Raw genomic sequence first — 20,285 nt, forward strand, 5'->3', positions numbered from 1 at the left:
GGAGGACGACATGTCCGGGAATCCCCTAGAACTGCTGCTCCAGGAACTTCGCGGGGCGGTCTCAGCCCGGATCTCGGTCGGCGCCGACCCGGACGAGATGAGCGCCGAGTTGGCCCGGCGGCTCCGCCGGATCAGACGGATGCAGGAGGACCACCACCACCGCCCTCCGGACCCGCCGCACCATGACCGCTGACTACCGGGGCCACTCGGGGACGGACGGGCCACGCGCCGCCCCGCCGGGCGACCGGAGACCGGGGGCGGCCTCGTTCGCGGCCGCCGCGACCACGGCGAAGAGCCGGTTCGGCAGGGGGCGGCTGCGGGGAGCGTCGACCGGCGCGCGCGTCAGGTCGCCGCGTTCGACGGGCCGGGCGCGGATCTCGACACGCCGCCGTACGAGATCTCGTTGCCGTCCGGGTCCACGTAGACGATTTTGCGCATGCCCCCCTCGTAGTTCTCGATCCGGTGGGGTTCGAGGCCGCGCCGGGTGAGCCCGGCGACCGTGGTGTCGAGGTCCGCCGCCATGATCATCAACATCGACCGGCCCGCCCGGTCGGGCACGTGCTCGATGTAGACGTAGCTGTGCTCGCCCACCGCCCACACGGCTTCGACGTCGTGGGGGTAGAAGCTCGGCTCGACGCCGAAGAACAGCCGGTACCAGGCCAGCGACCGGTCGAAGTGTGCGACCGGGATGCCTGCGAACAGGTCCTGCGCCGCCGGCGCACCGGGCATGATCGCTCCTTCCGCGGGTGGGAATCGAGGCGTACGCCATTGTTCACGAGTCGGGTGGCAGCTCGCGACCGTCCGGGCGGTGCCGCACGGGGCGTCCGGCGCGGCGCACCACGGCGACGTGACGGCGGACGACGCCACGCGGCTCCTCCGCGACACGGTGCTCGCGGCGCTCGCGGTCACCCCGTGAGGGTGACCACGAGGACGCCCACCCCGAGCAGCACGTCCAGGACGCCACAGAACTCCGCGAGGGTGCGCGGGACGACGCGCCCGGTGCGGTGATGCCACACGTCCCATGCCGCGTGCGCGAACAGGGCGACACTGACGACGACGCCGCCCGTGACGTGGTCGGCCCGTACGGCGAGGAGCGCCGCCGCCCCGAGGACGAGCATCGCCGCCGCCTGCGACGGCAGGGACCACGCCGGCCGCAGGCCCGCCCGGGCGGCCCCGACGACGGCGAGGCCGAGCGCCGCCGCGCAGATCCACGGCACGGGGTCGAATCCGGTGGGCGCGAGGCCGAGGCCGACGAGGACGAAGGTGACACCGAACGCCGCCCACGCGGCGGCGGGGCGTCCGGTCGCCGCCGCGGCGAGGTAGACGAACCCGGACGCCGCCACGACGGAGGCGGCCTGGCCGCCGTGCTGGAGCAGGAGCACGGTACCGACCGCGACCAGCGCCCCCAGGGCCACAGGCCACCGTCGCAGCAGGGTTCCGCCGGGCGTGGCCGCCATCGCGCTCTCCATCTCGAACACGCGGGTGCACGATGAACGGTACGTCGGCGGGCGGGTCCTGTCACGGGCCGACCGTCACCCCTCGGCCGGCACCGTGGGCGCCTCTGGGCCGGCCTCGACCCGGTCGCGCCGTCGTCATCACATTAAATAGATAGTCTTGCATGTATTGATCTCATCGAGTAAGAAGTCTTAAGGCTCGTTAAGGTGCTGGTTCCTGGGAGGAACGACGATGAGACATGCCCTGCAACGCCTCCGGTCGGCTGCGGTCACGCTCGGCGCCTGCGCACTCGGGCTGAGCCTGCTGTCGGTACCCGCCGCCGCGGCACAACCGGACGCCCCGCTCACGCCGCGCTCCGAGCGGGCCCCCGAATCGCAGCAGTTCGCGGCAGAGGGCGTGACCACCGTCGGCGAGCTGCGCACCGTCGCCGCCACCGCGTCCACCGTCCGCACCGGCCGGACCCAGGTCGTCCGGCACCCCGGCGCCACGTACATCAAGGTGCACGTCAGCTCGCTGCGCCTGGCCCCCGGCGACCACCTCACCGTGGCCAGCCCGGACGGCCGCGAGAGCTACCGGTACGACCGGAACCTCGACCGGTCCACCGGCTCGGACTACACCACCGACGGGCAGCCGGGCTTCTGGGCGATGTCGGTCACCGGCGACACCGCGGTGGTGACCGTGCACAGCCGTACCGGACGCGGCAGCGCCGTGACCGTCGACAAGTTCTGGCGCGGCTACGACCGGGCGGAGATCGCCCAGCACAACTTCTCCACCCAGTCCGTCTGCAGCACCGACGCCCGCCGCGACGTGGCCTGCTACCAGAGCAGCCACCCCACCGAGTACGCCCGCAGCACCGCCGTGGCGCGGCTGCTGATCAGCGGCGGCGGGATGTGCACCACCTGGCGGGTCGGCAACACCAACCGGATGCTGACCAACAAGCACTGCTTCTCGACCCAGGCCGCGGTCAGCGGCAGCGAGATGCAGTTCAACTACCAGTGCGCCACCTGCGGCGGGTCCAACCCGGGCGCCGGCACCAAGGTGAGCGGGGCCACCCTCTACGCGGTCAGCGCCGGCGGCTCCAGCCAGCTCGACTACGCGCTGTTCTCGGTGAACAACTTCGCCGCCATCCAGGGGTTCGGCACGCTGTACCTGGCGACGACCGCCACCACCACCGGCACCCAGATGTACATCCCCGGCCACGGTGACGGCAGCCCGAAGCGTCTGTCCATCTTCGAGGACAGCCAGAACGGCGCGCGGTGCACCGTCCGCAACGCCAACTACAACACCTGGAACATCAGCTACAGCTGTGACACCTCCGGCGGCAACTCCGGCTCGCCGGTGCTCAACAGCAGCCACCGGGTGATCGCCCTGCACCACCTCGGCGGCTGCCCGTCGAACCAGGGGGCGAAGGCCCATCTCATCTACAACGAGATCGCCAGCCTGATCGACAACGGCTGACCGCCGTCGGGTCGGGTGGGCTCCTCCGGGGCGCCCACCCGACCCGGATCCGTCGACCGGGTCGACACCGCGCCGGGCCGCGCCCCCTCGACGGGGCCTGCGGTACCGGCCCCGGCCAGCCGGTGGCACACCGGCCTACCGCGGTCCGTCCGTCCCGCCGGCCGGGAGGCGTGCCCGAACGAGGTCCCGGGCCAGGTCGGTGCCGGCGGACAGCGTGTCGAGGGTGAGTGGTTGCGTGGCGAGCGCGCCCTCGTGCAGCACGAGGAGCCACACGGCGAGGGTGGCGGGTTCCGCGCAGCCCGCCACGGTGGCGAGTTCCTCGAACAGGGTCCGCAGCCAGTGCTTCTGGTCGGCGGCGATGCGGTGTGCGGGATGGGACGGGTCGGGCAGCTCGGCCAGGGCGTTGATGAACGCGCACCCGCGGGTGTTGGCCCCACCCCAGATCGCCAGCGCGTCGAACGGCGCGGTGACCGCCTCGACGGGATCGTCGCACGCGTCGACGGTGGCCCGCACGAGCGACCGCCACCGCTGGTCGCGTTCGGCGAGATAGGCCGCCACGAGGTGGTCCTTCGCACCGAACTGGTTGTACAGGGTCCGTTTGGTGACACCCGAGTGCTCCGCGATGAGATCCACGCCGACGGCGGTGATCCCCCGGTGGTAGAACAGCTCCTCGGCGGCCGCCAGGATCCGCCGGCCCGCCGGTGTCATGACCTGCGCCCCCGGCACGAGACCCTCCTTCACTGATCGGTATACCCTGGTGGTTCACCGATCAGTGTACGTGCGAGGGAGGATGAGAGATGACCGCGCCGGAGACCATGCAGGTGGTACGGATCACGCGCCACGGCGGGCCGGACGTGCTGGAGCGGGCGCGGGTGGCCGTACCCACCCCACGGACGGGCGAGGTGCTCGTCCGGGTCGGCGCGGCGGCGCTGAACAACACCGACCTGTGGACCCGGGAGGGCGCCTACGGCCGCCCCGGGGACCCGACGGCGCTGTCGGGCTGGCGGGGCCCCATCGACTTCCCCCGCGTCCAGGGCGCCGACGTGGCCGGCCGGGTCGCGTCGGTCGGCCCCGGCGTCGACGAGAGCCTCGTCGGACGCCGGGTGGTCGTCGATCCGGCGAGCTACGACGCCGACGGGCCGGACGCCAACCCGGTGGGCCTGATGGGCAGCGAACGGGACGGCGGGTACGCCGAGTACGTCACCGCGCCGGCGGCACAGGTGCACGACGCGACAAAGTCCCCGCTCCGCGACGACCAGCTCGCGGCCCTGCCGACCGCGTACGGCACCGCGCTGGGCATGATCGAGCGCGGCCGGGTACGCGAGGGCGAGACCGTGCTGGTCTCGGGGGCCTCCGGCGGCGTCGGCGTGGCGCTGGTGCAGCTCGCCCGGGCACGCGGCGCGCGGGTCCTCGCCATCAGCGGTGCGGCCAAGGCCGATCCGGTACGCGACGCCGGAGCACACGACGTCATCGACCGCGCACAGGACGTCGTCGCGCAGCTCCGCGCCGCAGCCCCGGGAGGCATCGACGTCGCACTCGACGTCGTCGCCGGGGACCTCGTCCGCGAGGGCCTGCCGCTGCTGCGCGACGGCGGCCGGTGGGTCGTCGCCGGCGCGCTCGGCGGCTACGACGTGGCCTTCGACGTGCGCCGGCTGTACCTGCACAACACGCAGTTGATCGGCTCGTCGATGCACACCCCCGCACACTTCGCGCTCCTCATGGACCTGGCCCGACGGGGCGCGATCGACCCCGTCATCGCCGCGACGTTCCCGCTGCACCAGGCCGCCCGCGCACAGGAGGAACTCGCCCGCCGGCACCACGTGGGAAAGATCGTCCTGCGGCCGTAGGGGCACGCGTCTTCACGCACCACACCGGCGACGCCGCCGGGCAGGCACGGCGGTGACATCGGCCACCGCGCGGATCAGCGCAGGGTCTGCGCGCCGATGACGGAGAGCACCCGGAGCTTCTCGTAGCTCTCGCTGCCGGGTACGGCGGTGTAGACCAGCAGCGCGTGCGCCTGGCCCGGGTCGACCAACTGCTGGCAGTTCAGCTCCAGCAGGCCGACCTCGGGGTGGAGGAACCGCTTCACCTCGCGGGGACGTACCCCGATCTCGTGGTCGTCCCAGACCCGCCGGAACTCCTCGCTGCGGGCCAGCAGCAGATCCGCCAGGTGGGCCGCCCGGGAGCCCGGTCCCCGGAGGGTGACCAGCTCGCGCAGCCCCGAGGCCCACATCCGGCTCAGGAACGGGTGCTCCTCGGGCGCGTAGCGCCGCCGGACGGCGGGATCGGTGAACCACCGGTACCCCGCGCTGCGGGCCGGCCCGGTGTACCGGGTCAGGTCCCCGGTGAGGGCGACGCCCATCGGCGACTGGCGCAGGGTCTCCCCCAGCTCGGTGACGATCTCGGCGGGGGTGTCGTCCAGGCGGTCGAGCACCCGCAACAGGCCCGGACTGATGTGGTCGGTGGAGCTGCCCCTGGGCGGCGGGTGGTGCCCGGCCAGCCGGAACAGGTGGTCCCGCTCGTCGATCGTCAGGTGCAGACCCTGGGCGATGGCGGCGAGCATCCGGTGCGACGGCTGCGGACCGCGTTCCCGCTCCAGCCGGGAGTAGTAGTCGGTCGACATGTGGCACAAGGTCGCGACCTCCTCGCGCCGTAGGCCGTTGGTCCGGCGGCGCTGCCCGCGCGGCAGGCCGACGTCCTCCGGTTGCAGTGCCTCACGCCGGTTGCGCAGGAACTCCGCCAGCCCGGTGCGATCGATCACGAGGCTCCCCCTTCGAGTACTGCCTCGTTTCTAGCGCCCGCACCCGGCGGTAGCCACGGCCCACCGATCCCCCCGTCGGAGGCGCAGGGGTGACCCCGCGAGCCTGTGATCGGTAGGCCGTGGTTACCGCTCCGCATTGCGCCGACGATCGACGGCGGAACCCGACGATCGCACCGTCAACCGGAGGAGCATCAGCCATGCCTCGTACCCCGATCGACATCACCCTGCCCGACCTGTCCGGGAAGCGCGCCGTCGTCACCGGCGCGAGCGACGGGATGGGCCTGGGGATGGCCACCCGGCTGGCGGCAGCCGGCGCCGAGGTGATCCTGCCCGTCCGCAACCCCCGCAAGGGCGAGGCCGCGATCACCACGATCCGACGGGCCGCCCCCGGCGCGACGTTCTCGCTGCGCAGCCTCGACCTGTCCTCGCTGGAGTCGGTCGCCGCCCTGGGCGACACCCTGCGCGAGGAGGGCCACCCGATCCACATCCTGATCAACAACGCGGGCGTGATGCGACCGCCGAACCGGCAGAGCACGGCCGACGGCTTCGAGCTGCAGTTCGGCACCAACCACCTCGGCCACTTCGCGCTGGTCGGCCGGCTGCTCCCGCTGCTGCGCGCCGGGGGCGCCCGGGTCACCTCGCAGGTCAGCATCGCCGCGCGGCGCGGCCGGATCAACTGGGACGACCTGAACTGGGACCGCTCGTACCACGGCATGCGCGCCTACAGCCAGTCGAAGATCGCCTTCGGACTGTTCGGCCTGGAGCTGGACCGGCGCAGCAGGGCGCACGGATGGGGCATCACCAGCAACCTCTCCCACCCCGGGGTCGCCCCCACCAGCCTGCTGGCCGCCCGTCCCGAACTCGGCCGCCGCCAGGACGTCCCCCAGTACCGCCTGATCCGGGCCATGTCGGCGCGGGGCATCCTGGCCGGCACGGTCGAGACCGCGAAGCTGCCCGCGCTCATGGCCGCGACCGATCCGACCGCCAGGCCCGGTGTCCTGTACGGGCCCAGCGGCCCCGGCAACCTCGGGGGCCCGCCGGCCGAACAGCGGATGTACCCCCCGCTGCGCAGCACCGAGGAGGCCGCGCGGGTCTGGGAGGTCTCCGAGCAGCTCACCAGGACCGCGTTCGTCGCCGCCTGACCACCGGCCCCGTCCCCGACCCTGCTCAGGGGAAGGGGTGCGGAAAGGGGTTGATCTCCTCGGGAGGCAGCGGTGTGGACCGGTAACCCAGCCGTACCGGAAGCTCCCGGAGCCGGGGCAGGTCGACCCGCCGGTTCCGGTGCCCGAAGACCATCGGCAGGGTACCCGGAATGAGGACCTTGACGCAGGTGAGGTCGACGGTGGCCTGCTCCCGGGCCGTCTGCTCGACGACCACCACGTCCAGACCGCTGTCGAGGTACCGGCCCACGATCCACCGCAGGTCCTCGAGCAGGTCCGGGGCCGGCCGGTACCGCTTCGCGGGCGGGAACGCGGTCTCCATCGACACGATCTCGTCGCGCTGGTAGAGGAAGCCGAAGCGGTCCCAACTGGCCGGGGAGGCGGCGACCAGGGCATGGTCCTCCATCGACCGGACCAGGTCGGAGTCGGCGACCAGCCCGGGGGCGGTGGTGTCGGTGGCCACCATCTCCCGCGTGGCGTCGGCGACGCTGGCCAGCTCGACCAGCCCGGACCACAGCGCCCGTTCGGGGTCGAGGTGCGCGCCCGCGCCGCAGAACGCCTTGGGTTGACCCGACCGTCCCGTCTCGTCCACCAGCATCAACCAGAGCGCGGGCACCCCCTCCGGCATCGTGATGTCGAAGACGTGCAACCGGCTGCCGGTGGTCCGCTCCAGCCAGCGCACCAGCAGTCGGGTCATCGGGTCCGCGGAGGTCAGCGGGTCGACCCGGGGGACCGGCAGCCGGGCGAACCAGGTGGCCAGGAAGGCGTCGCGCTCGGCCACCTCGAAGATGCCGTGCAGGATGGCCTCCTCCAGGTTCCCGCCGAGCGCGCACCCGTTGGAGCTCTCCAGGCCGAAGGCCGTCGCGTGGGAGCCGTAGTAGGCCGCGCTCTCCGGGACCAGGACCGGGCCGCCCTGGCGGAAGGAGTACCCGTACACCCACTCCACCGGCAGGTCCGGGTGGTAGCGCACCGCGTGTGGGTGCGGCGGGTCGTCGGGCAGCCCGAGGGTCGGTGGTGCGACCGCACGCTCGGGGCCGAGCTCGCGGAACGAGGCGCGGACCCGGGTCCGGCGGGACCGGGGCAGGGTGCCGCCCAGCCGCTCCAGCGCCTCGGCGACGGCGACCGCCACGCTGGCGGGATAGCTGAACGTGCGCCCGTACCCGGACAGGTCGGTGCAGCACGCCGCCCCGCCGATGGCCGCGGCCAGGATCATGGGGTGGTTGTGGTGGATGGTCATCGACGAGATCAGGCCGGTCTCGACGTTGACCATGGTGTCCAGCAGCCGCTGGTGCTCGGCGGCGAGACTGCGGGCGCGGTAGTCGTCCGGCGCCGACTTGGGCCGGGAGACCAGGGTGAAGGTGCCCGCCTCGGGACCGTCGTCGGGCAGCGCCGAGCACAGCGGACACTCGGGGTCGGCGATGAACCGGTGCCGGCTGACCGCCAGGGTGGCGGTGGTGACCTCCAGGACCGCGTCGGCGCACCGGGGGGCGGCACCGCGCGCCACGCGCGCCAGCTCGTCGGTCACCAACGCGACCACGGTGGCGAGCACCGGCGGGCCGAGGACGGGGGTCGGGGCGGTCACGGACCCCTCGTACAGGCCCTGCCAGAGGGCCGACCGCTGGGGTGTGCCGGTGACCCGCGCCCGGCCCTCGCGGACCCGGACGCAGTGGTGGCACCCGGGCCGCCCGGCCACGGTGAACGGACCGATCCGGACGCCGCGCGGGGTCGGGTAGACCGGGAGGAAGTCCCGTCCGTCCTGATAGGCGGCGCGGGCCGCGTCCAGCACCTGGTCGGCCCGGTCGACACCGTCGACGACGACCAGGTCGACGGGACGGTCGGGGCCGCTCCGGAGCCGGTCCGTCGCCGCCGCCACGGCCTGGAACAGGAGGCCGTCCCCGTGGACCCGAACGGATCGCGTCGGCGCGGTGATCGTCTCGGTCATCCGATGCTCCCGGTGTTCGGCGTCAGCATGGCTTGGACAAGGAACGGGAGCACGTCCCGGGTGCCGGGGAGGTCGTCGACCGGCCGCAGGAGCAGCCGCTGCCCGCCGTCGGTCACCTCCTTCAGCAGGGGGGTGAGGCAGGCGTCCCAGTCGCCCGCGCCGGGGTCCGGGCCGATGTCCGCGCCGGCCGGGCTGCGTCCGGTGAGCCCGGCGACCGCCGCCTGCATCGCCTGCTCCAGGGCGGTGTCGGCGTCCGGCGCGGTGGTGTGGGAGAGCCAGCCGGAGGCGGTACCGACGAAGACCGTCGGGGTGCTGGCCGCGTCGCGCCAGGCGACCAGCTCGTGTCCGAGGACGTCCATGTCCGCCGCCATGGTCCGGACCGGCTCGGGCCAGTGGGCCGGGTCGAGTACGGAGCCGTCCGGGACCGCCGGGTCGGCCGGCGCGGCGGGCAGGTGGCCGGGGTCCGGTGCCGTCGCCGCCGCACGGCGCAGCCGGAGCAACGCCCGGCCCAGGGCCTCCGCCCAGGTGAAGCCGGCGGCGACCAGCGGCGCGGTGGGCTCCGCGGTGACGATGTCGCCGGTGGCCGGGTCCCACCAGTGGGGCAGGTCGGTGGCTGCCGCCGCGGCGGCGTCCGTCACCGTGGCTGCCGCCGCGGCGGTGCCGGTCACCGTGGCCGCCTGCGCGGCGAGCGCCTCCACCGCCGCCACCGCCGCACGGCTCAGCGCCTGCCGGCGGCTGCTCCCGATGGCGGTGACGGTCGTCGGCCCGGTCCCGGTGCCGGCCACGTCGGCGACGGTCGCCTCGATGCAGCTCACCGACATCTGCGACTGCCGACCGGTGCCGATGTCGAGCACCGGCCCCAGCCGGGGGTCGATCAGGGTGGCCACCCGGGTCGCGAACGTCTCGGCGTCGACCGGGGTCCGGGCAGCCATCACCGCGACCCGTTCGGCGAGCCCGTCCGCCGGCACCGGCCTGCGGCAGGAGCGGCAGCGGGGATGGACGCCGAGCAGGTGCTCACTGGTGACCGCCGTCTCCAGGTCGATGTGGGTCATGCGGTTGGTGGCGGTGGTCTCGGCGCCGACGGCGTGCCGGAAGTAGCCGAAGCCGAGCGCCGTTCCGACGAGCGCGGCCACCGGTGGGGTGAGGTACTCCGGGACGAGGTCCGGCTGGTCCTTCTCCAGCGGCGCGTCGCCGGACCGGCTGGTGCCGTGCACGCTCCAGACCGCGCATTCCCAGCAGCCGCCGGCAGCTCCAGCGCCGGTGGGGCCGACCCAGGCGCTGCCGGCGGTGGCGAGGGCGTGCAGCACCGGTACGCCGTGCGCGCGGGCCACCCGGTTGAGGCTCAGCGCCCGGCCGGCCATCAGCCGGTCGGTGCAGTGCAGGACGGCGTCGTACGCACCGACCAGGGCGGCCAGCGCGGCGTCGTCGGCCAGGGCACCGGCGAGGTCCGGGCGCAGACTCAGCTCGACGGTCGGGTCACCGGCCCGGCAGCGGTCGAGGATCCGCTGACAGGCCGCCGGGTCGGTGGGCGACTCGGCGGTGTCGACCAGGGTCGCCGTCCGCAGGCCGAGGTCGAAGAGGGTCTGGACCAGGGCGACCAGGCCCGCTCCGGCGCCGATGAGCAGCACCCGGCCGTTCCGGAAGGACTCGAAGCGGTGCAGCGGGGCGTCGGCGGCGTGTTCGGCGAAGGCGATCGCCTGCCGGTACCGGCTCAGCTCCCAGTCCTGGAGCCGGTGTGGCGGCTCCCGGTCCAGGTCACGGGCGAGGCCACGGTGCACGAGCATGGTGACCAGGTCGGTGACGAGCCGCTGGTGGTGCGGAGGCAGGCTCCCGGTCAGCTCCGCGACGGTCCGGCTGCCGTCCAGGTGCGGGGCGATCCGGCGGATCAGGCCGTACGCGGCCCCGCCGCTGATCTCGGTGCTGGTGGTGCCCGTCTCCAGGTAGACGCCGTCCTCGGTCGCCACGTACATCAGGTCGTCGCGCAGCTTGGCCCTCATGCGGTCACCTCCCGGTCGAGCATGCCCATCCGGACGAGAACGGTGCGTCCGGTGTCCTGGAACGCCTGGCGGCCGTGCAGGTACCGGGAGTTGTCGACGACCAGGACGTCACCCGCCCGCCAGGGGACGGTGACGGTGAGGTCCGCCGCCGCCGTGGCGGCGGCGGCGACGAGCTGGTCGTCGACCGGCGTCCCGGACCGGGTCCGCACCCGCAGCCGCTGGTCCCGGTACTCGTCCTCGCCCGGCCGGCTGATGAACAGGGAGTTGCAGAAGGCCGGGAGCGCGCCGAACCTGGTCGGCGGGGTGCAGCGGGTGCCGAAGCCGGTCGTCAGCTCCTCGTCGGTGAAGTCGACGTGGATCGACTCCCACGGCCGCAGGTACGGCTCCCACTGCCGCAGCGCGCGCCGCGCCACGGCCCGGTCGGTGGTGCCGAACATCTGCTGCCAGGCGGCGGTCGGCATCCGGCTCTCCCAGATGATCTCCAGCCGTGCGAACTGCTCCCGCACCGGCTCGGGCAGGGCGGCGAGCAGCGCGACCCCGTCGCAGAGCGTCGTGCCGCCACCGTCGGCCGCCGGCCGTTCGCAGAGGAACGTCAGCAGGTCCGGTGAGCCCGGGGCGTACGACGCCTCACGGTGCAGCGGCATCCCCCGGGTGCCCCGGGTGACCGTGGTGGTGGTCGGGTCGTCGCCGACGACGTCCCGCTCGTCGTGGAACGCGCCGTCGTACGGCAGTGGCGTCATCAACGCGTCGCCGAGCCGCACGAACGTCTCGCGCCGCCAGTCGCCGTCGCGCAGCAGCACCGCCCCGTGCCGGGCCAGGGTCGCCAGGACCGTGTCCGGCGCCGGTCGACCGGTCAGCACCGGGATCCGGTCGTCATCCATCCGAGATTCCTTCCGTGAGTCCGACGGCCAGCAGTCCGGCACGCGGTTTCGGGGCACCGAGCAGGAGCTGCACCACGGGGGTGTGTCCGGGGGGCAGTCCCAGGTGCGCGGCGGCGTCGCGGGCCGAGAAACCGCCGATCGGGCGGGCCGCCGCGCCGACCGCCTGGCAGGCCAGGGCGGTCAGTTGCACGACGGCGCCGGTGAGCAGGTGGAGCCGGCGGAACGCCACGGGTGTCAGGTCGGCCACCGGTGGGTGCCCCCCGGCGACGACGAAGACGGTGACACCGGCCGTGGTCATGCGGCGTTCGACCACGGTGGTGGTCGGGGCCGGCTGCCCGGTGCCGGCCGACGGCCACAGCAGGTGCTCTCGCGGGTCGTACCGGTACGCGCCGGCCGGCAGCCCGTCCACCTGACTGACCAGGCACCACAGCGACGGGCGCAACGGATGCCGGGACAGGATCTCCAGTGCGCGGGTGGTGGCCCGGTGGCCGCCGCCGTACGCGAGGATGTCGGCGAGTTGCCCGAGGCGCAGGCCCGGGGCGAGGTCGCTGGCCGAGGCCCGGCCGGCGGCGGCGGCGACCAGGTCCAGCGGCGTGACCTCGGGCAGCCGGAGCGGTGCCGTGGTGGGCGGCGGTGCTGCCACCGGCCCGGTCTCCGGCGGATGGGGCTGGGCGGGGCCGCCGGCCGGGACCAGCGCGTCGGCCCCGGCCGGGACGGCCCGGTGCAGGGCGACCGCGTGGGGATCGGCGTCGGCCAGGGCGAGCCGGTCGTTGGTCAGGCCGACCGGGTCCGGCGGCGGGGTCCGGTCCGGCGGGGTGCCGGTCCCGACCGTGGCGGTGGTGGGGATCTCGACCACCGCGTAGACGCTCTCCACCAGGCCGTCGAGCCCCAGCAGGTCGTCGGCCGGGCGCGGGTCGGGGGCCAGGTGGACGGTGCCGGCCTGCGCCGACGTGGCCACCTGTCCGAGCAGGACGCCGACGTCGATGGTGCCGAGCTGGTAGCCGAACGCACGGTACTTGCTGCTGTTCTTCCAGGGCCGGCAGGCCAGCAGCAGGGCGCTGCGCCGTGCCCCGTCCGCCGGGGCCGACGTCGGGCCCAGCAGCCGGTCGAGGTCGGCGACCGGGTCCCCGGCGCGGAGCAGTTCCAGGCAGTGGTGGACGTGGTCGTAGTGGTAGACGCCGGCGGGCAGCGCACCGGACCCGGCCCAGGCGAGGTAGATCTCGCCGGGATAGTAGGCGCCCCCGGACGGTACGGACCAGCGCAGGGTGAACCAGGCGGGCAGGACGCGGGCGAAGGCCGGCCCGCTCGACGGGGTGCCGGTCAACGCCGACAGCCCGGCGGAGGTGAGCATCTCCACCCGGCGGGGCCCGTAGCCCAGCAGCAGGGCGCTGATCCGGTCGAGGCCGGTACCGGTCAGCGGTGGCGCCCCCGGCCCCGGCCAGGGCAGCGGGGTGCGCGGGCTGCCCGGATAGCGCTTGCTCTGCGGCGGCAGGTAGGCCGACGGTGCCGGGTTGGGCTGGGTTCGCACCGCCTCCAGGTAGCGGGCGACGACGCCCCCGACCTCCTCGACGGCTCCCGGCCCGGGCCGGTTCTGTGGTTCAGGTGCCATCAGTTCCCCGCGCTCTCGTAGCGACGCAGTCCGGCCTCGAAGACCCGCCAGGCACCGAAAGCGCAGGCCAGCGCGACGACCGGGGTCAGCGTGCCGACCGTGGCCGGGACGCCCTTGTCCAGCAGTGCCGCGGCGGGGAAGTAGCCCACGAAGGCGACCGGGACGACGGTCAGCAGCGCCCGGACGCCCGTGCCGTAGACGGTCAGTGGATACCGGGCCAGGTCGCCGAGCATGTGCACGCTGACCGCGATCGAGTTCGACGGGCTCAGCAGCCAGAACGCCGCCGCGTTGGTGGCGAGGTTGACGGCGACCTTCACCAGCAGCCCGCTGGCCAGCAGGAGCCCCGCCCACAGCGCGGTCACCGGTGACCAGGCCACGTCGATCCGCCCGACCGCCGCGACCAGCAGCACCGTGCCGAACACGACGTTGCCCAGGCCGTTGACGCCGACCGCCGCACCGGTCACCTGGAGCACCACCGGGTACGGACGGACCAGCAGGTAGTCCAGGGCGCCGAGGTTCACCATCCCGCTCAACTGCCAGGCGCCCTCGAAGAACAGGGAGCCGATCCCCTCGGCGAGCATCACCATCGCGCAGACGCAGAGGACCTCCCACTGCGTCCAGCCCTGCAGGACGGGCACCTGCCGGAAGATCGTGGCCACGAAGACCAGCCCGGCCAGTTGACCCAGCACGGCGGCCCCGACGGTGAGCACCGCGTCGGCCCGGTACTCCAGGACGGCACGCAGGTGCGCCCCGAGCAGCCTGCGGTAGATCCGTACCGCCTCGATCGGCCCGCTCACGTCAGCCCCCGTGCACCACGAGCCGACGGACCGCGACGCGCCAGAGCAGCCGGGCGCCGCCCCAGAGCACCACGACCCACAGCACCTGGGTGCCGATCAGGGCCAGCGCCTCGGCCCCCCGGGCCTGGCCGAGGAAGATCAAGGCCGGGGTGGAGACGATGCCGGGGAACGGCGACCAGGCGCAGATCGCCTGGAGCCAGCCGGGGTACAGGGCGATCGGCACCAGCGCGCCGGAGAGGATGTTGGTGATCGCGACCCGGGACAGGCTCAGCCCGTGGAAGTTGCCCGTCCAGAAGCAGGCCAGCCCGACCAGGTAGACCAGCGCGAACTTCAGCGGCACCATCGCGAGCAGACTGAGCAGGAACCACCCGGCCTGGGCGGGGTCGGGAAGCGGCATCCCCCCGAACGCCAGCAGGAGCACCGAGCCCATCACGGCGACCACGACCAGCTCACCGACGAGGTAGCCGACCGACTCCGCGAACCGCGCCACCTGGTAGTCGATCGGCCGGACCAGGTCGAGGGCCACCGACCCGTCCAGCACCCGCAGGGCGATCTGCCCGTCGGTGAAGCTGGACAGCAGGGTGCCGGTCAGGAAGGCGACGAAGAGGTACGCCTTCATCTGGTCCCAGGACAGTCCGGCCAGCTCTCCCCCGGGTTCGGCGGCGAACAGCGCCCGCCACACCGCGAACAGCGCCACGGTCTGCACCGCGACCCCGGCGAGCTGGAGCAGGAACTCCCCCCGGTACACCAGGACGGTCGACCAGGCCATCCGGGCCAGGCTCAGGTACGGTCTCATGCCGGCGTCACCGGGGTCGGCCGGCCGAGGTCGCCCGCGTACGCCCGGCGGACCACGTCCTCGATCGACGGCTCGTCGATCCGCAGGTCGACGACCGGGACCCGGGCGGCCACCGCCGCCACGATCTCGCCCGCGCCGTAGCTCGCGGGGTCGAAGGCGACCGAGATGTGCCGGGGTGACGTCCCCGGGGACAGGTGGGTGCCCGGCAGGGCGGCGTCGAGGCTCGCGCTCCAGTCGGCGTCCAGTGTCAGGTGCAGCGTGCGCTGCCGGGCGACCTGCTCGCGGACGACGTCGATCGGACCGTCGAAGATGACCCGGCCGCCGTCGATGATCACCAGGCGCTGGCACACCTGCTCGATGTCACCGATGTCGTGGGTGGTCAGCAGCACCGTCGTGCCGGCGCGGCACTGGGCCCGCAGGAAGTCCCGGACCGCCTGCCGGGCGATGATGTCCAACCCGATGGTGGGTTCGTCGAGGAACACCACGGGGGGCGAGTGCAGCAGGGCGGCGGCCAGGTCGGCCCGCATCCGCTGGCCGAGGGAGAGCCGGCGGGCCACCACCGGCAGCAGCTCCCCCAGGCCGAGCAGGGCGTCGAACTCGGCGAGCCGCTCCTCGTACCGGTGGCGTGGAATACGGTGGATGTCGCGCAGCAGCGACAGCGAGTCACGGACCTGCAGGTCCCACCAGAGCTGGCTGCGCTGGCCGAAGAGCACCCCGATGTTGCGCGCGTTGGCGAACCGGTCGCGGTGCGGGACGACGCCGCAGACCTCGACCTGCCCCGCGGTGGGCTGGAGGATGCCGGTGAGCAGCTTGACCGTGGTCGACTTCCCGGCCCCGTTCGGCCCGACGTAGGCGACGGCCTCCCCGGCCCCGACGGTCAGGTCGATACCGTCCACGGCGGTGTGCGAGCGGTGCCGTGGCCGGACGAGGTGGCGCAGTGATCCGGTCAGCCCCGGCCGTTTGTCCGGCATCCGGAAGGTCTTGGTCAGGCCGTGGGCCTCGATCACAGGGGTGGGCGTCATCAGCGTCGTCCGGCTCGGGTCACTCGGTCGCGGCGGCCGGTGGGAGGTGCGGACGCAGCCGCAGCACCGTGCCCAGGCCGTCGACCTCGCTGACGGTGGTCCCGAACGCGGTCCGCAGGACCCGGGTGAGGTAGCCGAAGGTCGCCGCGTCCGGGTCGACCGCGCCGGCGAGGGCGGCTCCGGTGCTGACCAGGTGGACCTCCCCGGCGAGCGCGCCGGCGACGTTGAGGAACTGGCAGAGGTCGTCCCACCGCAGGTAGCGCCAGAAGTCGACGCTGACCACGGCGTCGAGGCTGCCCGGGGCGATCGGCGGGTTCATGCCGATCAGGTGGTGGTTGGTGGGGCCGGCCGGGGCGGCGTAGTCGAAGGTCAGGGCTCCCTCGGGCAGGGTGGTCCGGTCACTGCCGGTGCCGATCCAGAGCACCCGGTGGCCGGGCAGACACGGTCCGAGCCGCTCGACGGCGGGCCCGATCCGGCACGCCGACCGGGCCAGGCAGTCGGCGATCGACGCGCGGTAGTGCACCACCCGCTCCGCCGAGTCGTAGGCCTCCAGCATGCCGACGAACTCCCACTCCACGACGGGGTACTTCTCGGCGACGAGACCCCGGTTGTTCGCGAAGTCCTGCCAGTTCCGGTCGATGTTGCGGTGGTGGGGCAGGTGGTAGGCGGCCGCCGCGTCGTCGTAGGCGAAGTTGCGGTCGAGCAGCCCGAGATGCCGGTGCACCCGGTAGAACAGCTCGATGTCCTCCAGCCCCCAGCGCAGCCCGAACCGCTCGTCGAACCCACCGACCTCGTCGAACAGCGCCCGGGAGACCGAGACGTTGTGGGTGAACGCGAACAGCCATCCCGCCTGCAACCACTCCTCGCCGGCCGGGTGCCCGGCCGGGAACCGCAGGTCACCGCCGCCGTCGGCGCGTCGGTGCGGTACCGGGATGGTGGGCTCGCCGGCGAGCGCGGCGTTGACGTGGGGCAGCCCCAGTTCGTCGCGCCGCCCGATGAGGACGGCGGGCCGGCCGGGGTCCCGGTGGTGCTCCAGGTGTCGTGCCACCAGTTCGGGGGTGGCGTACGAATCGGAGTCGAGGAACAGCAGCAGATCGGCCGAGGCGTGCCGGACCCCCGCGTTGCGCGCCGCCGCCCGGCCCTGACGCTCGGCCAGTTCGACCAGCCGCAGGTTCAGTCCCTTGCCGACGTCGGCCACGTCGGTGTAGTCGCCGCCGTCACCGCCGTCGCGCACCACGATCACCTCGAACCGCTCCGGTGCCAGGCTCTGCCGGCGCAACGACCGCAGCGTCAGCTCCAGGCACTGGGCGTCCTCGTGCGTGGGAATCACCACGCTGAGCTCGACACCGCCGTTCACGTCGGAAGCCATTCCCCGAATCCCTCCCCGGATCCTCGTGTGCAGTCAGGGGTTGGGGCGCCGGCGCCGACGCCCCAACCGGCCGCCGGCACACCGCGTCGCGGCATGTCGGCGCCCACTACCCGATCAGTGGCAGTTGATGCAGCACCACTGGATGGGCCGACCGCCGCAGCCACCGCCGCAGCAGCTCTTGCCGTCGCTCGCGCTCTCGGTCACGGCGACGCTGCCGACCGGCGCCACCGCGTACAGGCCGGTCGACTGCTCGTCGCCGTCCGCCCACGAGACGTCGGTGGCGTCCACACCGGACAGATCGAGTGCTCCACCCATCACGAACCTCCTTCAGGTGAGGTGATCTTCGCGACGAGTGTAGGGAGCGCTCCCAGCGTGTCTACATCGAAGAATGATCACGGGGAGATAACATGGTTTAACAAAAGTTAACAGCTTCCTCCGCCTGCGCGGCGAGGCGGCGCGGTGCGCCGGCACGGCGGACCCAAGGCGCCCGTGTTCCCCGGACCGGCGCTCCGGGTCACGGGGTCCGTGGCCGCCAGGACCTGTCGATCCCGTGATGGGCCCGCTCGCTGGCCGCGCCCGCACCCGGACCGACCGCCACCGAGGCGCGGGCCGGAGAAAATGCGGACACCCGAGATGGATCGAGCTATTTCTATAGTACTGGTGGCCGCGCTGCGAATCTATCCCTACCGGTTCCGCCACCCGCAGGGGGCACCCATGATCCGAATCCGCCCCGGATACCGGCGCGCCACAGTCGCGGTCGGCGCCGCGCTGATCCTCACGGCCGCACCGATCAGCACCCCACCGGCCTACGCCGCTGTTCGGCCGACATTCCGCCGGCGGGAAGATCGGTGGCGCGGGCGGCGGGGGCCGGCGTGAGGAGTACGGTCAACGTCAGCAGGACGACCAGGACGCCTCGCGAGCGGCGCCGCCGAGCGACGTCCGGTGGGTGAACGGGTTTCAGGTGCTCGCCACGGCGTCACGCGTTCTCACGTTCTCAGGGTGTCCTGCGGCTTGCGTAGGCCGATCGAATCTTGTCCGAATCCTGACGCCTCCACCGGGCGACGATGCCCACCCGGGCGGGCATGACGTCAGTCGGTGCACATCCCCGACTGCGCGGGGGCATGCGGAGCGGGCACCGACCGGCGGCTGTCTGACCGGGCACCCCTGCGGCGGCGTCCCGGCGCACCGCCGGCGCCAGATGCCGCCATGGATCCATCGTGGTAAATTTCCAGCCGCAGCGGGCACACGCCACCCGGGATGCGGAAGCGGACACGGGAAGACTCCTGGAGGACCGATGGGTTTCAGCTTCGCTCGGGCCGCCGTGGCCGTCGCGCTCGTCGCCGGGGTCGTCCTGACGCCGATCACCGCCGCCAGCGCCCACCCCGAGGCCGACAAGATCAACCTGTACCCGCCGGTGCAGGGCTCCTCCACCTGGGACCGGTTCGGGCTCTCCGCACCCGCCTCGCACCACATCGTCTTCGGCAACTGGGGCTACCCGAACGACTGGTCGGTGGACATCTACCGCAACCCGGGCGCCACCGTGGTCTCCCCCTTCGGCAGCAGGACCACCTCCGGACACCCGGTCACGGTCACCGTGGTGACCGTGCGACCCGGCTGCGCCACCGGCAACCTCGCCGACGGCGGCTACCGCATCGGCCTGGAGGCCCGCGACAACACCACGGGTCAGATCCTGGCCAGGGCCGACGTCATGCACGTGACCAACAAGCCCGGCGGCATCGTGGTCGGCGCGACCGTCGGCCCCTGGACCAAGCTCGGCGAGACCGGCAGGTTCCGCTACTCAAGCTGCTACCAGGTCAACGGCGACAGCGGAGCCCACCTCCACCTCGAAGTGATCAACCAGCACCGGTACTCCTGCTACGTCCGCCGGGCCGCCAACACCGCCCTCACCGACGAGACCGTGATCGGAGTGGCCGGCACGCATCACGGCGCGCAGCGGCAGGCGTGCTGACGGTCACCTCGACGGCCGGACGCCCCGGCCGGCGGAAGGCCGACCCGGGCCCCGACCCGACGCCGGCTCCCCATCCCCTGGCCGGCCTGCCGGCGAGGCTCCCGGGACGTGATCCACCCGACCGGTGCGCGGTCGGCGGCGGAGCAGGCGATCCCGGGGGCCGCGTCGCGTCCCGCCCCGTGCTCGCGGCAGGTCGGACCGCTGGCCTGTGGGCGACCGGCCGGCACTGGGCACGGCCGGGCGCCCGGCCCACGTCACCTGGCCGAAGCCGCCTTCCGCTGCCACATCAGCTGGATCTTCGACTCCATGAACGCGGCGATCTCCGGCCGTCGCTCCTCGATGAAGAAGTGCCCGCCGTCGAACTCGGTGGTCGCCACGGGGCGCTCGGTGTACCGCTGCCACTGGTCGGTGACGACCCGGTCGGCACGGCCCTTCATCACCACGATCGGGCACCGCAACTGTTCGACAGCCACGTCCTGGTAGCCGCCCAGCAACCTCAGGTCGCCCCCGATGATCGGCGCGAAGTAGTTCATGAAGTCCGCGTCGGCCAGGTTCTCCTCGGTGAGCCCGCCGTAGTCGCGCAGCACCTTCTTGATGCCCTCCGGGGTGTCCAGATCGGACACCGCCTGGAACCCCCGGTCGCAGGGCGCGGCCGACCCGGAGGTGAAGAACATCAGCGGGGGGTTGTCCAGGCGTTGCTGGCACAGCTTGGCGACCTCGTAGCCGACGATGCTGCCCATGCTGTGTCCCCAGATGGCGTACGTCCCACGGAAGGAGTCCACCAGCTCGGTGAAGATGTCCCGGGCGAGCAGGGGCAACGACGCCGGCATCGGCGTGTTGGTCCGCTGTTCCCGCAGCGGGTACTGGACCACCCGGACGTCGATGCCGTCGCTGAACGCGAACTTCCACTTGCTGTAGTACAACGTCCCCGAACCCGCGTGCGGGAAGCACACGAGCGGGAGGTTTTCCACGATGCTCACTGGCACTCTTTCCTGTCCTGCTGTCGAGCCGTCGACCAGATCACCCGGATCGCCGGGGAACAACGACACGGCCACGGCCACAGCACCGC

At 73.1% G+C, this 20,285-nt stretch carries 19 protein-coding genes; 5 read left to right on the forward strand and 14 right to left on the reverse strand.

Going from position 1 to position 20,285, the window contains the following annotated elements:
* Positions 1 to 10 precede the first annotated feature (10 nt).
* Positions 11 to 193 carry a hypothetical protein gene (locus ACQUFX_RS12505; protein WP_428966189.1) on the forward strand — a complete coding sequence of 61 codons (183 nt, stop codon included), beginning with the start codon at positions 11 to 13 and terminating at the stop codon, positions 191 to 193.
* A 149-nt stretch (positions 194 to 342) separates the two neighbouring features.
* Here ACQUFX_RS12505 and ACQUFX_RS12510 read toward each other — a convergent pair whose 3' ends face one another.
* Together ACQUFX_RS12510 and ACQUFX_RS12515 are read right to left on the reverse strand one after the other, a co-directional pair.
* The gene (locus tag ACQUFX_RS12510; protein ID WP_428966190.1) at positions 343 to 729 is read right to left on the reverse strand and encodes a VOC family protein; all 387 of its coding nucleotides are present in this window, start codon (positions 727 to 729) and stop codon (positions 343 to 345) included.
* 176 nt (positions 730 to 905) lie between these two features.
* Positions 906 to 1,469 (reverse strand): hypothetical protein, encoded by a 564-nt coding sequence (locus ACQUFX_RS12515; RefSeq protein WP_428966937.1) that lies wholly within the window; start codon positions 1,467 to 1,469, stop codon positions 906 to 908.
* A gap of 217 nt (positions 1,470 to 1,686) precedes the next feature.
* Here ACQUFX_RS12515 and ACQUFX_RS12520 point away from each other — a divergent pair, with 217 nt between their 5' ends.
* Positions 1,687 to 2,913 carry a trypsin-like serine peptidase gene (locus ACQUFX_RS12520; protein WP_428966191.1) on the forward strand — a complete coding sequence of 409 codons (1,227 nt, stop codon included), beginning with the start codon at positions 1,687 to 1,689 and terminating at the stop codon, positions 2,911 to 2,913.
* Between the two features lie 135 nt (positions 2,914 to 3,048).
* Here ACQUFX_RS12520 and ACQUFX_RS12525 read toward each other — a convergent pair whose 3' ends face one another.
* Entirely contained in the window at positions 3,049 to 3,639 is a 591-nt protein-coding gene (locus ACQUFX_RS12525) for a TetR/AcrR family transcriptional regulator (protein ID WP_428966192.1), read from the reverse strand.
* A 71-nt stretch (positions 3,640 to 3,710) separates the two neighbouring features.
* Here ACQUFX_RS12525 and ACQUFX_RS12530 point away from each other — a divergent pair, with 71 nt between their 5' ends.
* Positions 3,711 to 4,760, forward strand: coding sequence for a zinc-binding dehydrogenase (locus tag ACQUFX_RS12530; protein ID WP_428966193.1), 1,050 nt, complete (start codon positions 3,711 to 3,713; stop codon positions 4,758 to 4,760).
* Positions 4,761 to 4,834: 74 nt separating this feature from the next.
* On the opposite strand, the gene ACQUFX_RS12535 is transcribed toward ACQUFX_RS12530, so the two are convergent.
* Complete coding sequence (locus tag ACQUFX_RS12535) at positions 4,835 to 5,674, reverse strand: helix-turn-helix transcriptional regulator (RefSeq protein WP_428966194.1); 840 nt, start codon at positions 5,672 to 5,674, stop codon at positions 4,835 to 4,837.
* Positions 5,675 to 5,871: 197 nt separating this feature from the next.
* On the opposite strand from ACQUFX_RS12535, the gene ACQUFX_RS12540 reads away from it, so the two are divergent.
* Positions 5,872 to 6,816 (forward strand): SDR family oxidoreductase, encoded by a 945-nt coding sequence (locus ACQUFX_RS12540; protein WP_428966195.1) that lies wholly within the window; start codon positions 5,872 to 5,874, stop codon positions 6,814 to 6,816.
* Positions 6,817 to 6,841: 25 nt separating this feature from the next.
* On the opposite strand, the gene ACQUFX_RS12545 is transcribed toward ACQUFX_RS12540, so the two are convergent.
* The 9 genes from ACQUFX_RS12545 to ACQUFX_RS12585 all read right to left on the reverse strand — a co-directional run bounded on the left by ACQUFX_RS12545 (position 6,842) and on the right by ACQUFX_RS12585 (position 17,562).
* Positions 6,842 to 8,776: a TOMM precursor leader peptide-binding protein gene (locus tag ACQUFX_RS12545; RefSeq protein ID WP_428966196.1), complete on the reverse strand. Its 1,935-nt coding sequence runs from the start codon at positions 8,774 to 8,776 to the stop codon at positions 6,842 to 6,844.
* Positions 8,773 to 10,773, reverse strand: coding sequence for a TOMM precursor leader peptide-binding protein (locus ACQUFX_RS12550; protein WP_428966197.1), 2,001 nt, complete (start codon positions 10,771 to 10,773; stop codon positions 8,773 to 8,775). The genes ACQUFX_RS12545 and ACQUFX_RS12550 overlap by 4 nt, the downstream gene beginning before the upstream one ends.
* Positions 10,770 to 11,654: a TauD/TfdA family dioxygenase gene (locus ACQUFX_RS12555; protein ID WP_428966198.1), complete on the reverse strand. Its 885-nt coding sequence runs from the start codon at positions 11,652 to 11,654 to the stop codon at positions 10,770 to 10,772. Before ACQUFX_RS12555 ends, ACQUFX_RS12550 begins: the two co-directional genes overlap by 4 nt.
* Positions 11,647 to 13,263, reverse strand: coding sequence for a nitroreductase family protein (locus ACQUFX_RS12560; protein ID WP_428966199.1), 1,617 nt, complete (start codon positions 13,261 to 13,263; stop codon positions 11,647 to 11,649). Before ACQUFX_RS12560 ends, ACQUFX_RS12555 begins: the two co-directional genes overlap by 8 nt.
* Entirely contained in the window at positions 13,263 to 14,060 is a 798-nt protein-coding gene (locus ACQUFX_RS12565) for an ABC transporter permease (protein ID WP_428966200.1), read from the reverse strand. Before ACQUFX_RS12565 ends, ACQUFX_RS12560 begins: the two co-directional genes overlap by 1 nt.
* Position 14,061: 1 nt before the next feature.
* Positions 14,062 to 14,856 (reverse strand): ABC transporter permease, encoded by a 795-nt coding sequence (locus ACQUFX_RS12570; protein WP_428966201.1) that lies wholly within the window; start codon positions 14,854 to 14,856, stop codon positions 14,062 to 14,064.
* On the reverse strand, positions 14,853 to 15,878 hold the full coding sequence (locus tag ACQUFX_RS12575; RefSeq protein ID WP_428966202.1) for an ABC transporter ATP-binding protein: 1,026 nt from the start codon (positions 15,876 to 15,878) through the stop codon (positions 14,853 to 14,855). Before ACQUFX_RS12575 ends, ACQUFX_RS12570 begins: the two co-directional genes overlap by 4 nt.
* A gap of 19 nt (positions 15,879 to 15,897) precedes the next feature.
* Positions 15,898 to 17,247 (reverse strand): glycosyltransferase family 2 protein, encoded by a 1,350-nt coding sequence (locus ACQUFX_RS12580; protein ID WP_428966203.1) that lies wholly within the window; start codon positions 17,245 to 17,247, stop codon positions 15,898 to 15,900.
* A gap of 114 nt (positions 17,248 to 17,361) precedes the next feature.
* Positions 17,362 to 17,562, reverse strand: coding sequence for a hypothetical protein (locus ACQUFX_RS12585; RefSeq protein ID WP_428966204.1), 201 nt, complete (start codon positions 17,560 to 17,562; stop codon positions 17,362 to 17,364).
* A gap of 979 nt (positions 17,563 to 18,541) precedes the next feature.
* Here ACQUFX_RS12585 and ACQUFX_RS12590 point away from each other — a divergent pair.
* Complete coding sequence (locus ACQUFX_RS12590) at positions 18,542 to 19,216, forward strand: hypothetical protein (RefSeq protein ID WP_428966205.1); 675 nt, start codon at positions 18,542 to 18,544, stop codon at positions 19,214 to 19,216.
* Positions 19,217 to 19,470: 254 nt separating this feature from the next.
* Here the strand turns inward: ACQUFX_RS12590 and ACQUFX_RS12595 are convergent, their stop codons facing one another.
* On the reverse strand, positions 19,471 to 20,196 hold the full coding sequence (locus ACQUFX_RS12595; RefSeq protein ID WP_428966206.1) for a thioesterase II family protein: 726 nt from the start codon (positions 20,194 to 20,196) through the stop codon (positions 19,471 to 19,473).
* Between the last annotated feature and the right edge of the window lie 89 nt (positions 20,197 to 20,285).

Source organism: Micromonospora fluostatini, assembly GCF_050410825.1.
Taxonomy (GTDB): domain Bacteria; phylum Actinomycetota; class Actinomycetes; order Mycobacteriales; family Micromonosporaceae; genus Micromonospora; species Micromonospora rosaria.